We start from the raw sequence: 11830 nt of genomic DNA, 5'->3' as shown, positions 1-11830 counted from the left end.
CGGCATGGCCGAAGACGCCGCCCGCCGGGGAGTCAGCCTCCTCCCGGAGGAGTGAACCGCAGAGCTTCCTTGCCTGAAGTCGGCCAGCGGACTGGACTTCCCTATAAAACTCACGTCATTATGAGCGACGTGAGCCGGACAGGCCGGCTCCCCTCCATGGATGGGACGTTCAGGTCATGGCTGCCCGCTCCGCACCGCGCATCGTCGAGGCTGCAGACATCGCCGCAGACCACGGGCTCAGCCCTGGCCGCATCAGCGCCCTGTACGCCGAGCGGGAGACCAACGGTTTCCCCGAAGCATTGCCCACTGTCCGCGGGCGCGGCCGCGCCCGCCAGTGGGACAAAAGTGCGGTGGACAAGTGGTTCGCAGGGCGCAAGCTGTCTCGCCTGCAGGACCACAAGCCGCCCGCCCAGGACCCGAACGAGCTGCTCAACGCCGCCCAGGCATCCAGGTTCCTCGGCTACAAGAACCCCACGCAGGTCACCACCTACGCGCGAGAACACCCCGGTTACTTCCCCGAGCCGGACGTCGTCGAGGAACTCGGCACTCCTGAGCATCCGTACCGCCGGCAGCTGTGGCGCGTACAGACTCTCCTGGACTGGATGGCCACCCGGCCGGGGCGCGGCAAGCGCAGCGGAGCCCAGCGCGCAACCCCTTCTCTGCCGGACGTTCCCGTCGACGGAGACCCTGACGAGTTGCTCGGAGCCTCGCAGGCTGCCGCCCTGCTCGGTTTCAAGAGCATCAACACATTCAGCAGCAGCCTCTCCCAGGGAAACCTCCCACTCCTCAAGACCGTAGACGCGCTGACGGAGAAGGGGGGACGTCGCCGATGGACCCGCCGGCGCGTCCTCGAGCAGAAAGCAGCACGCGAAGCCAAATAACACCCGGCGGTGGGCACTACTCCACCCCACAGACGCGGCATCCGGTTATGGGTTGTTGATCCCGTGCGGACCGGATACCGCAGCGATGGCCGGCATGGCGTGGCTCGCCACCACGCCCCGCAGCAGCACGCGCTGTTGCGGACCGGCCATCGCCTGCTTCCCGCCGCAAATGACAGAATCACTCTCTTAGCAAGGCGTCGCGGACCGGATTGCCGTGCGCTTCGTCGGAAGCGGCAATCTCTTCGGACTGGTCGACCAGCCACTCATCGCCCTGTTTGACCAGGCGCAGGGCCTTCTTCGTGGTGGTGGTGCTGTCGGGCCAAGTAACGGTGTACTCAACGCCTACGCCGGTACCGGCCGGATGCTCACCAATCGCCGGCACTGCGACCTGCTGCCCCGTCTTGACGGGGCCGGTGTTGGCCCGGTCCGGGCCACTCTCGGACGGCGTCGACTTCGGCGGGACAATCGAGCCGTCTGCCCTCCGTAGGGGCGGGTCCGTGCTCTCGCTCGGCGACGGAGTGGCCGACGGAGTCGTATCCGTGTGGTCCTCGACGCATGCACTAATCGTGCCGTGGCGGTATCTCTCGGTCCGCATCTGGCATACCCGCTGCCATTGCTGGGCGTTGACAGCCTCTTGGTATGTACGAGCGAAGGCCGCCGCAGACACTCCGGCTTTCGGCAATGCGCTGATGTCCTGCGAGCGGTTCGTGCCCTCCTCGCTCGACGAGCATCCCGCAATGGCTAAGACTGCGGCTCCTCCAGCCATCGCCGTAACGACGCGCCTCATCCCATCCCCCTCGTTGTCACAGTCGGTAATGATTGCCTAACGGACCTTGATCCTATTCATCAGGTGCGGTGTCGCACCTCCCGCCCTGCGACCGAGGAAAGCGACCACAATTTCAGTGCTGCCCGAGCGGTGTCAGAAGACCTTCGCCCGGCCACAGCGGGCGGCCGGCTTCCTTGTGCAGCAGGTGGCTGCCGATCCCGGCGAGAACCTCGGCCCGCTCGGCGGGGCCGAACGCCCGGTACTGTCCGGCGGTGCGGTCGTAGGCGCGGACCTGGCTGTAGGGGCCGGTGCACAGCAGCGCCCGGGCGATCGAGGGCAGGCCGAGGCTCAGGGCGTCGCAGCGGCCGGTGCGGATCAGGCGGACCAGGTCGGTGATGACGGTTTCCCAGTCGCCGACCTCGGGCCAGTCGGCGTCGCCGCCCAGTTCGTGGGTGAGGGTGGCCAGCGGGACGATCTCGCCCGGGCGGCGGCCGGGGGCCAGGCGGTCGTGGATGCGGGCGCCGTCGGGCTGGCGGATGTCGGGGGGAGCAGGGAAGCGGCCGCGACCACGGAGGTGTTGATCTCCTGGGCGGTACCGGCCGGGTAGTACGGCTCGTGCGCGAACAGCAGGTAGAGGTTGCCGTGTGGCCGTGCAGGGTTCTGGTTCTGCGGCATGTGACTGCGTCCTTCCAGCGGCCGGGGCATCACGGGACGGGTGCGTTCCATGGCTGGCAGTCCACCGCGCGCCTGCGACCAGACCGCAGACCACCAGCCCCGACCACCGGTCACGATCGGACAACACTGCCGCCCCGGCCGCCGTGGTCGCCCTTGCGCAGTCCTCCCGTACGCACCGGCCGCCCGCATGGTGCGCACTGCGCAAACCCGAGTGCGCAGGGGCCACGGGCCCATTGCGCAATGAGCCGGCGCGAGTGCGCACCGGCCGCCACGCATGCGCAGTGGACTGCGCACTGCCCCAGGAGCGGCTGCGCACTCGCGTGTGGTCCGGTGGGTGCGCACTGCTGTATCGGTTGGACGAGCAGCACGCGGTGTCCGGTGCGCAACGGCCCGCGGCGGCCCGCTCGGTGCGCAGTGAGCCGTTGCCAAGCCGGCGGACCGTGGTCTGGCCCATGGTCTGGTCTGGGGTCGGCCAGACCACGGGGCAGACCACGGCTTTGTGTCCGCATCGTGATCGTGGTCTGGGCTTGGTGGTACGTGGTCTGGTCTGGGCGGGCGGGTTTTCTCAGGTCGAACGCAAAACCTCTTCCGACCTGGGAGTTTGCCCATGCCTCCTGCCCCGCGGGACCCCAACGAGCCGCCGGGTGCGGTGATGGCGGCCGGGGTGCGGCTGCAGCGGATGCGGCGCCGGGTGGGCTGGGCCCGCCTGGCGGTGTGGACCGCGATCGCGGCCGGCCCCGTCGCCCTGGCCCTCACCGCCCTGGCCGCCCCGGCCACCGTCCAGGCGAGCACCCCGGCCAAGGCGACCGAAGTGCGCACCGCGCCCGCGGCCGCCGACCCGGCCGGCTATGCGCAACTGTTCGCCAGCGCCTGGCTGCGCAGCAGCGCGGACGCCGAGGACAGTGCGCAGTCGCGGCTTGCGCAGTCACTTGCCCCCGACGTCCCGCTGCCCGATACGGCGCCGGGTGCGCACTCGGATGTGGAATCGGTGGTCGCGGTGCGCAGTGCGCAACGCGAGGGCCGGGCGTGGTCGGTGACGGTGGCTGCGCAGTACGCCGACGGCCGCCTGCGCTACTTCGCCGTGCCCGTGCCCGTGGCCGCCGACGCCGCCGGCGCCTCCTTCACTGTCACCGGCACTCCCGGTGTGGTGGCCGGCCCCGGCCGGGCCCAGGCTCCCGCCTCTCCCTACACGGTGAACGTTCCCTCCGACGGTGATCTGACGTCGACGGTCGAGCAGTTCCTCACCGCCTATCTCGCCGGTGACGGCGCAGTGGACCGCTACCTCGCCCCGGGCGTGCAGCTGCCCGCCGTCAGGCCCGCCCCGTTCCAGCAGGTCGCGGTGGGCCAGGTCCTGGCCGCTGAGGAGGTCGCGGCCGTCGCGCAGGTGCCCGCCGGCGGCACGACGGTGCGCGTGCTGGTCCAGGTCGAGGCGCGAGATGAGGCGGGGCGGTGGCCGCTGGGCTACGAGCTCACGCTCACCGCCCGCTCCGGCCGGTGGGAGATCTCCGCTCTCGCCTTCGACAACGCTGAGGACAAGGGGGGCCGGTCGTGAACACGGTGCACTCGCTGCTGCTCGCCGGGCAGCTGGACGACCTGGGCGATTCGTGGATCACGATGTTCCAGGACTGGGCGACCAAGGGTCTGCAGGCCGGGCTGATCGTCCTCGTCGTCGTCATCATGATCCAGAAGTTCAGCCTCAAGGCCGGCATCGGCGCGCTGCTGCTGATGGTGATCGCGCTCGGGCTGTACGGCTCCCGCGAGGAGCTGGCGGACATGTTCCAGGACGAGGTGAAGAACCCCTCCAAGTCCGCCCCCGCCCTGCCCGGCGCCGTTCAGCACGCCAGTCCGGCGGCCAGTGAGGACGCCGCCGGTGCGGGAGGCGTGTCGTGAGCGCGGCGGCGCCAGCGCGGGTGAGCCGCTTCTACACCGCGGCCCGGCGGCATCCGTGGGTGCTGGGCAAGGTCGCCGACTGGCGTATCCCGCTCGGTCCCTACAGTCCCGCGCAGATCGCGCTGGCCGTCGTGGGTGGCTTCGTGCTGGTCAAGACAATTCCGGTGTGGTCGTGGATGGGGCCGGTGCCGGTGGTGGCCTGGCTGCTGGCGATCTGGGCGGTGCGCCGCCCGAAGATCGCGGGCCGGGCCCCGCTGCAGGCCGCACTCGGCTGGACGCTGCTCCTGTGGCAGCCCCACGGTGGCCGGATCGGCGGGCGGGCCGCCCGCGACCGGGCCGCGCGCCCACTGGCCGGCGGCTTCGTCCTCGAGGAGCTGGCCGCTGCCACGGCCACCACGCCCGCCGCTTCTCGGCTCGCCGGCCGGAGCTCGTGCCGTGCGGCCAGGCCTCGCCGGTCCGCTTCCCGCTGGATGCGGCAGGCGCGCTCCCCGCAGACGCAGCCTGTGGCGGGTGCGCGGCCGGTGTCGGGTGTGCAGCAGTTGCTCGCGCGTGCTGCTCAGAAGGAGGGGGGTGTGTGATGAGGGTGCCGATCCGTCACATCGCCGGGCATCTGGTGTGGTCCACGCACGGCAGCGTCTGGGCGCTGTACCGCCTGCATCCGGGGCCGGATGAGCGCGGCCGCCGGGAGGAGACCGTCCAGGGCACCTACGTACCGGCCGCCGTGCGCGATGAGCAGCTGGCCCGGGTCACGCATCTGGTCCGCTCCCTGTCCGGGGCGCCGCGGCTGTTCGGGCTGTGCGCGCAGACCGATCCCGGGGAGGTCGCGCTGCACATGATCGAAGGCATCGAGCCGGCCGACCAGGCATCGGGCGGGGGCGTGCATCCGTGGGTGGAGAACGTCGAGGCGACGCTGGATCTGCTGGACGGGCAGGAGATGCACCGCCGGACGCTGTGGCTGGCCGTGCCTCTGCAGCGGGAGGGCGGCGGGCAGGTGGGGGCGTCGCTGTCCTCGATGTGGGCGGAGATGGCTCCGGCCCTAGGGATGCGGCCGGCGCCGGTGGCGCGACGGGAGGTGAACGCCTACCGGGAGCAGGCCACGCGGGTGGAGGCGGCTCTGGTCGGCGGGATCGCCTTTCGTCCGGCTCGGCCCGCGGAGGTCGTGTGGATCGTCCAGCACGCTCTGCACCGTGGCATGGACGAGCCGCTGCTGGCCGAGGCCGAGACCAGCGGCCTGTACGGGGGGCGGGTGCAGGGCGGGGTGCTGCGCTCCCCCAGCTACGCCGACCTCGGGCAGGTGCGGCTGCAGGAGGGCGGTGTCGACGCCGAGCTCGACGACGTCGACGAGCTGCAGGGCGCCGAGCAGCTTGCGCGGTCGGGGCGTAAGTCCTGGTGGCGGCTGAAGACGTCCTCGCCGCTGGGGCGGCGCTGGCTGCAGGTGGAGTCCGAGGCCGGCACCGGCTACCAGGCGCATCTGGCGCTGACCGAGTGCCCGCCGGTGATCAGCGCGGAGGCGGCCGATCTGTTCGCGCAGCTGGAGACGCTGGACTTTCCCGTCGACTACATCGTCGATCTGACGCTGGTGCCGGCGGAGAAGGCCCGCGAGCAGGTGCGGCGCAAGAAGAACGAGCTGGTGGACCAGGCCGACCAGTACGACGCCCGCCCCACCGGCATGCCCGCCTCGCTCGGTGAGGCCGCCCGGGACCTGGGCGAGCTGGACGCGCGGCTGTCGCGGACGTCGGTCGAGGTCGAGGTGCAGTCGGTGACCGTGCTGACGGTGTGGGGGCCGTCCGCGGCGATCTGCGATGCGCGGGCGAGGGCGCTGGCCGCGCTGCTGTCCGGCGCCGACTACCGCGCCGTGCGCCCGGCCGGCCTGCAGGAGTCCCTCTTCACCCTGGGGTTGCCGGGGGCGGTGCGGCCGGGGGTGGTGCGGGAGTTCACCCAGCACCAGGTCTCCGAGGACTGGGCGCTGGGCGGCGCCTTCACCCTCGGGGAGGTCGGCGATCCCTCGGGGATGTTTCTGGGGATCGATCTGGACTGCGGCACCACCCGCCCGGTGATGATCAACGTGGCGGATGCGCCCAAGCAGGACGCTAGCGCGTCCATGGGCATCGTCGGCGACCTGGGCGCGGGCAAGAGCGTCCTGCAGAAGCTGGTCACCGAGGCGGTGTGGGCGCGCGGCGGTAGGGCGATCTGCATCGACCGCACCCCGGTGCGCGAATGGGCCGCCTTCGCCCGCAGCGCCGCCCAGGACCGCTGCCAGATCATCGACGCCGCCCAGGCAGAGGTGTCCATCGACCCGCTGCGCATGTTCGGCGGCGCCGCGGGACGCCACTACGCGCTGTCCTACCTCACCCTGCAGCTGGGCATCGGGCCGATGTCCACCAACGGCGAGGTCCTGCACCACGCCGTCGAACAGGCCGCCGCCGGCCCGGAACCCTCGATGCGGCGGGTGCTGGACGTGCTGCAGGAAATGGCCACGGGCGAGGCGGGGAAGCGGCAGGACGCGGCCGCCACCCTGGCCGGGCTGATCCGGGTGGTGGCGAGCAATCCGCTCGCGGCGATGGTGTTCGACCCGGCGCTGCCGCCGGTCCAGCTCGATGCGTCCGGCGCCTCGGACCTGATCGTGGTCACCACCACCGGGCTCACGCTCCCGCCCAAGGCCGCCTTCGACAAGCCCGAGGTGCTGCACCAGCAGCCGCTGGAGGCCCTGATCGGGCGGGCCGTGCTGTATCTGATCGCGGCCATCGCCCGGCAGAGCGCGTTCGAGGACCCCGAGCGGTTCTGCGCGGTGGTGCTGGACGAGCTGTACTGGCTGACCGGCTCCGCCGAGGGCACCGCCCTGGTCCACGAGATCCTCCACGACGGCCGCAAGCACGGCGCCGGCCTGCTGGCCGGCTCCCACGACGCCGAGGAACTCGGACCCGACCGCGGTCTGATGGCCTACCGGGCACTGGCCCGCACCACCAACCACGAGCGCGCCCGGCGCGGCCTGGAATTCATCGGACTCAACCCCGAGGACCCCGAGCTGCTGCGGATGGTGACCACCGGGCTGTCCCCGGTCGGCCACAAGGGCCGCGAAGGCGAGTTCCTGCTGACCGGACCCCGGCAGAACACCGGCCGCGTCAAGGCGATCATCCCCCGCATCCCCCGCATCACCGCCGCCATCACCACCACCCCGGGCCGCCGCACCGAACACAGCCGCACCCACGACGCGAGCACGTCAGCAAGCACGCCGAATGACGCGCAACCGAAGGAACGCCTCGCATGACCTCTTCCACCGTCTCCCACCACCGGCGCCGTGCCGCGGCCGCCGCGATAAGCGCCCTGCTCCTGTTCACCGCCGCCGTGGTGCTGCTCCTGGTCGCCGGAACGGGTCTGCAGGAGAACTGGCTGCCTCACGCCGGGCAGGCCTTCGCCGCCGACACCACCGCTGTCTCTGCGTCCGCTTCCCACTCCGTGGACGGGGATCCGTGCGATCTGGTCCTGGGGCCCGCGCAGCGGTACTGCCTGCGCGAGGCCGGCGCCGCCACGGCCGGTGCGGGGGCAGCGGGCGCGGGCGCGGCGTGGCAGGTGCTTGTGCCCTCTGCCGGCCTGGCGGTCCTGCTGCTGTGGCGGTGGCGAGACGCGGTGCGGAACAGGAGGCGCTGATGCGGCGCCCAGACCGCAGCCTGCTGCGTACGGCCGGCCTCACCACGCTGCTGGCGATGGTGTTCGTGGTGGTCAACAGCCAGGTCGTGTACGCGGCGAGCAGCAGCAGTGAGACCGGCGATCTGCTCGCCCCGCTGAACATCACCTCTTCTGAAGGGGTGGCGATCAACGGCTACGAGTTGAACGCCCAGGGCGGCTCGATCGTCAGCTTCAAGACGCAGGCTCTGGCCTTTGCGCTGTCGGGGCTGTTCACCCTGATCCGGCTGCTGGTGGGGCTGGCCGGGTGGGCGATCGAGCTCGCGTTCCGCTTCCCGCTGCTGAAGATCCTTCTCAAGCCCGCGCAGACGGTCTCCGACGCCTACACCGAGGTCGTCGTCGACGCGCTCGGGCTCAAGGGGCTGTTGCTGGCCTGGGCGTTCGTGTTCGCCGGTTTCATGCTCGTGCGCGGCCGTGTCGGTCGCGGTCTGGGCGAGATGTTCTTGACTCTGCTCATCGCGGCGTTCGCCGCCTCGGCGTTCGTGCGCCCCGACTACCTGCTCGCCTCCGACGGGCCGCTGGGCCAGACCCAGCAGGTGGCGGCCGAGGTCGCTAAGGAGACGGTCAACTCCTACGACTGGGGCGGGAAGCTGGCCAGCAAGCAGCCGTGCGACGGCATGGCCGGCCGCGCCGAGACCAAGTGCGAGCAGTTGGAGGAGGAGCGGCCGGCCAGTGCAGCTCAGGTCGCGCGGCCGCTGCAGGACTCCCTCACCAACGCGCTGGTGGTCAAGCCGTTCATGCTGTTGCAGTACGGGCGCATCCTCGACCCGGCCAAGGACTCCGACGCCCAGGCGTATGCCGTCCATCTGAAGTGGGTCACCGGTGGCTACGCGCCGGAGCGGATCAAGGAGAAGGCCAAGGACACCTGCCGCCTGATCATCGGTCCGGTCAAGGAGGAGTGCGAGCGCCGCGCCGCCGCCCGCGACAGCCAGGACAGCAAGTTGCCCTCGCTCACGCCGGGCGGGGAGCTGCTGGATGCGGCCAGCCCGGTCGTCAGCGACGAGGACCAGTCCTTTGCCGCGTTCCTGGCCGATCTGAAGAAGGCCGGCGACGTCGGCAAGGCGTGTGCCACCTACGCCGAGAAGCCCACCTGGTGGCGGGTGGGCGGGGCGGCCCTGCTGCTGGTGGCGGCGCTGTTCATCTGCGGCATGCTGCTCTCCAGCGCAATCGTGCTGCTGGGCACCCAGGGCGTGTGCGCGGCCGCGGCCGCCGCGGGCGGCGTCGCTTTGATCGCGGGCATGCTGCCCGGGCCGCCGCGCCAGACGGTGTGGAAGTGGCTGTCGCTGTGGGGCATCGCCATGCTGGCCATGGTCGCCGTCTGCGCGTTCGTGTCCTTCTTCGGCATCGCCGTCGACGCCACCATCACGGACGGCCCCGATCTGATGGTGGAGCGCATCCTGTTGCTGGACGTGCTGGCCATCGCGGGCGCGGCCGGGCACCGCCGCCTGCTCACCGGCATCTCCACCTTCGGCCGGCGCATGGCCATGCGGATGCGCTACGCCAAGGTGGGCGGCACTCACATGCCCGGCGATACTCCCGAGCTGGGGGCCGCGCTCGCCATGACTTCTGCCACCGCCTCCGGTGGCTACGGCGGCAGCCTGCGCACCTTCACCGGCGCCGGCGGCGGCCGCTACGGCGTGCTCGGTACCCGCCACCGGCTGATGGGGGCCCTGTCCTCGCTGGTCGACGGGGCGGGCATGCCGGTGGACACCGGCCGGATACTTTCCGACGCCACCGCCGAAGCCGGGCGTGGTCTCGCACCCCTTACCGGTGCGGCCGCCGTCGCGGGGCTGGGGGCGCGGCTGGGCGTCAAGGGCGCGTACGGGCTGTTGATCGGCCGGCGGCCCAGTCCGGAGCAGTTGGCCACGTGGCAAAAGCCGACCGGTGTCGATGGTGAGGCCGGCGGTGGAGACGGCGAAGGTTCTGCGGGCAGTGGTTCGGGCGGGGGCGGTCCGCTGCGGCCGCGCGGGCCGGCGGACCGGTACCGCAACGAGGACGGCGAGATCGTCGACCGCGACACCGGGCAGGTGCTGCACGACCTGAACAAGGACCCCGCCCTGCTGTCCACCCGCGCCCACAACCATCTGGTGCGGCTGCGCGGCTACCGCATCCTGCACCGCGGCGGCCGCCTCGCCTACGGGGCCACCCTCGGCCTGCCCGCCAGCGCACGCCAAGCCAGACAGGCCCGCTCGCGCTACACCCAGGACGCCCGCCAGCAGGTGCGGGTGTGGCGCAACACCGTGCGCGAGGACGCCCGCGGCTGGAGCCAGGCCGGTCAGCATCTGTCCCGGGTGGTGCGGGAGAACAACGACGACCGCAGCGGTCCAGGGCCCTTCACCGGCCGCCTGCCCACCACGCCCCGTACCGGCGCGACGTCCTGGGCGCGGCCGCCGGCCGCCGGTACCGGTACGGCCGGTGCCGGCAGCACACGCCCGCCCGCCCCTGCTCCCCGGCCCGCACCCGCTCCTGCTCCTCGGCCGCCCTCGCCGCGCCCGCCCGCTCCCACACGCCGGCCGTCCACTCCCCGGCCGCTTGCCGCCCGGCCGCCGGAGGACTCCGACAACGGCACGTCAGCGGAGTCCTTCGAGTCGCGCCGGGTGACGCACGACCCTATGGAGCTGCGGCGGCGGGTCATCGAGAGGTTGGGCGGCGGTGATCCCGAGACCCGCCAGCGCCTGCTGGACGAGCTGCGCGAGGGACGCAGGCGCGAACCGCGCGCTGCGCAGGACAGCGAGGGCGGTGAGGAGCCGTGAGCCGAATCCGCCGCCGCGGCCGGACGGCCAAGTGGGGCTGTGGCGTAATGGTGCTGCTGTTCGCCGCCGTGTGCTGCGCCGCCCCCGTCACCAGCGCGATCAGCGCGGCCGTCGCCCAGCAGCTGGCCGCGCAGAACGACGGGATCGCCGAGGGCGGCAGCGCGGCCGACATCCCGCCGCAGATGCTCGCCGCCTACAAGAACGCGGTCACCAAGGTCGGCCGGCACGTGCCCCAATGCCGGGGCATGCGCTGGCCGATCCTGGCCGGCATCGCCAAGGTGGAGTCTGATCACGCCGCCGGCCGCTCCGTCACCGATGCCGGTGACATCCGTCCCAGGATCTACGGCGTGCTCCTCAACGGCTCCGGCGCCGGCGGCAACACCACCGTCTTCTCCGACACCGACGGCGGGCGCTGGGACGGCACCGCCCGCGGCGAGCGCGCCATCGGCCCGTTCCAGTTCCTGCCCTCCACCTGGGAGGACGTCGGCAAGGACGGCAATGGAGACAAGCGAGCTGATCCGCACAACGCAGACGATGCCGCGCTGGGTGCCGCCGTCTACCTGTGCGGCAACGGCCGCGACCTGGCCAAGGACGCTCAGCTGAAGGCCGCCATCCTGCAGTACAACCACTCCGGCGAGTACCTGGCCAATGTGCGCGGCTGGATCGACCAGTACACCGCGGCCGCCAAGGGCACCGACCTGGCCCATGTCACCGGCACCGTCCGCACCGTTCTCGAGGCCGCGCTCTCCCAGCGCGGTGTCCCCTACTCCTGGGGCGGCGGCAACGCCCACGGCAAATCGACCGGCATCTGCTGCTCGCCGGGCGGGCAGCACGGCGAGAGGGTCGTCGGCTTCGACTGTTCAGGGCTCACGGTCTACGCCTACGCCCAGGCCGGCATCCAGCTGCCGCGGCTGGCCGCCGACCAGGCCTCCGTGGGCCGGCGCATCCCCGCCAGCCACGGCACCAAAGCCCTCAAGCCCGGCGACCTGGTCTTCTACGCCTACGCCCCCGGACTGGACGCCACGATCTACCACGTCGGCATCTACGCCGGCGGCGGCCAGATGATCAACGCACCCCGCCCCGGCGCAGTCGTACGCCTGGACCCCGTCGACGCCATGTCCGGCTACGCGGGAGGAGCCCGCCTTCTATGACCCCGCCTCCCACGCGTTCACCGCGGCTGC

The 11830-nt window shown here is 71.8% G+C and carries 10 protein-coding genes; 8 read left to right on the top strand and 2 right to left on the bottom strand.

The window, feature by feature from the left end:
• The first annotated feature begins 176 nt into the window (after positions 1-176).
• Positions 177-881, top strand: coding sequence for a hypothetical protein (locus tag IE271_RS34055; RefSeq protein WP_190194347.1), 705 nt, complete (start codon positions 177-179; stop codon positions 879-881).
• Positions 882-1059: 178 nt separating this feature from the next.
• Here IE271_RS34055 and IE271_RS34050 read toward each other — a convergent pair whose 3' ends face one another.
• Both IE271_RS34050 and IE271_RS34045 read right to left on the bottom strand, forming a co-directional pair.
• Positions 1060-1668 carry a hypothetical protein gene (locus IE271_RS34050; protein WP_190194346.1) on the bottom strand — a complete coding sequence of 203 codons (609 nt, stop codon included), beginning with the start codon at positions 1666-1668 and terminating at the stop codon, positions 1060-1062.
• A 112-nt stretch (positions 1669-1780) separates the two neighbouring features.
• Positions 1781-2446 (bottom strand): hypothetical protein, encoded by a 666-nt coding sequence (locus IE271_RS34045; protein WP_229919749.1) that lies wholly within the window; start codon positions 2444-2446, stop codon positions 1781-1783.
• A 483-nt stretch (positions 2447-2929) separates the two neighbouring features.
• Between IE271_RS34045 and IE271_RS34040 the strand changes: the two genes are divergently transcribed.
• The 7 genes from IE271_RS34040 to IE271_RS34010 are packed head-to-tail and all read left to right on the top strand — an operon-like array spanning position 2930 to position 11800.
• The gene (locus IE271_RS34040) at positions 2930-3874 is read left to right on the top strand and encodes a conjugal transfer protein (RefSeq protein WP_229919748.1); all 945 of its coding nucleotides are present in this window, start codon (positions 2930-2932) and stop codon (positions 3872-3874) included.
• Positions 3871-4212, top strand: coding sequence for a hypothetical protein (locus IE271_RS34035; RefSeq protein WP_190194345.1), 342 nt, complete (start codon positions 3871-3873; stop codon positions 4210-4212). The genes IE271_RS34040 and IE271_RS34035 overlap by 4 nt, the downstream gene beginning before the upstream one ends.
• Positions 4209-4790 carry a hypothetical protein gene (locus IE271_RS34030; RefSeq protein WP_190194344.1) on the top strand — a complete coding sequence of 194 codons (582 nt, stop codon included), beginning with the start codon at positions 4209-4211 and terminating at the stop codon, positions 4788-4790. Before IE271_RS34035 ends, IE271_RS34030 begins: the two co-directional genes overlap by 4 nt.
• Positions 4790-7480 carry an ATP-binding protein gene (locus IE271_RS34025; protein ID WP_190194343.1) on the top strand — a complete coding sequence of 897 codons (2691 nt, stop codon included), beginning with the start codon at positions 4790-4792 and terminating at the stop codon, positions 7478-7480. The genes IE271_RS34030 and IE271_RS34025 overlap by 1 nt, the downstream gene beginning before the upstream one ends.
• Positions 7477-7860, top strand: a complete 384-nt coding sequence (locus IE271_RS34020; RefSeq protein ID WP_190194342.1) for a hypothetical protein — start codon at positions 7477-7479, stop codon at positions 7858-7860. Before IE271_RS34025 ends, IE271_RS34020 begins: the two co-directional genes overlap by 4 nt.
• The gene (locus tag IE271_RS34015; RefSeq protein WP_229919746.1) at positions 7860-10649 is read left to right on the top strand and encodes a hypothetical protein; all 2790 of its coding nucleotides are present in this window, start codon (positions 7860-7862) and stop codon (positions 10647-10649) included. Before IE271_RS34020 ends, IE271_RS34015 begins: the two co-directional genes overlap by 1 nt.
• Positions 10646-11800, top strand: a complete 1155-nt coding sequence (locus IE271_RS34010; protein ID WP_229919745.1) for a C40 family peptidase — start codon at positions 10646-10648, stop codon at positions 11798-11800. The genes IE271_RS34015 and IE271_RS34010 overlap by 4 nt, the downstream gene beginning before the upstream one ends.
• The last annotated feature ends 30 nt before the right edge of the window (positions 11801-11830 follow it).

The organism is Streptomyces minutiscleroticus, assembly GCF_014650875.1.
Classification (GTDB): Bacteria; Actinomycetota; Actinomycetes; order Streptomycetales; family Streptomycetaceae; genus Streptomyces; species Streptomyces minutiscleroticus.
Note: the sequence above shows the minus strand (reverse complement) of the source record. Positions and strands in the feature narration are given on the sequence as shown.

Coding starts and splice junctions, on each gene's coding strand:
- IE271_RS34055 (WP_190194347.1), top strand. CDS start 177: ATGGCTGCCCGCTCCGCACCGCGCATCGTCGAGGCTGCAGACATCGCC.
- IE271_RS34050 (WP_190194346.1), bottom strand. CDS start 1,668: ATGAGGCGCGTCGTTACGGCGATGGCTGGAGGAGCCGCAGTCTTAGCC.
- IE271_RS34040 (WP_229919748.1), top strand. CDS start 2,930: ATGCCTCCTGCCCCGCGGGACCCCAACGAGCCGCCGGGTGCGGTGATG.
- IE271_RS34025 (WP_190194343.1), top strand. CDS start 4,790: ATGAGGGTGCCGATCCGTCACATCGCCGGGCATCTGGTGTGGTCCACG.
- IE271_RS34020 (WP_190194342.1), top strand. CDS start 7,477: ATGACCTCTTCCACCGTCTCCCACCACCGGCGCCGTGCCGCGGCCGCC.
- IE271_RS34015 (WP_229919746.1), top strand. CDS start 7,860: ATGCGGCGCCCAGACCGCAGCCTGCTGCGTACGGCCGGCCTCACCACG.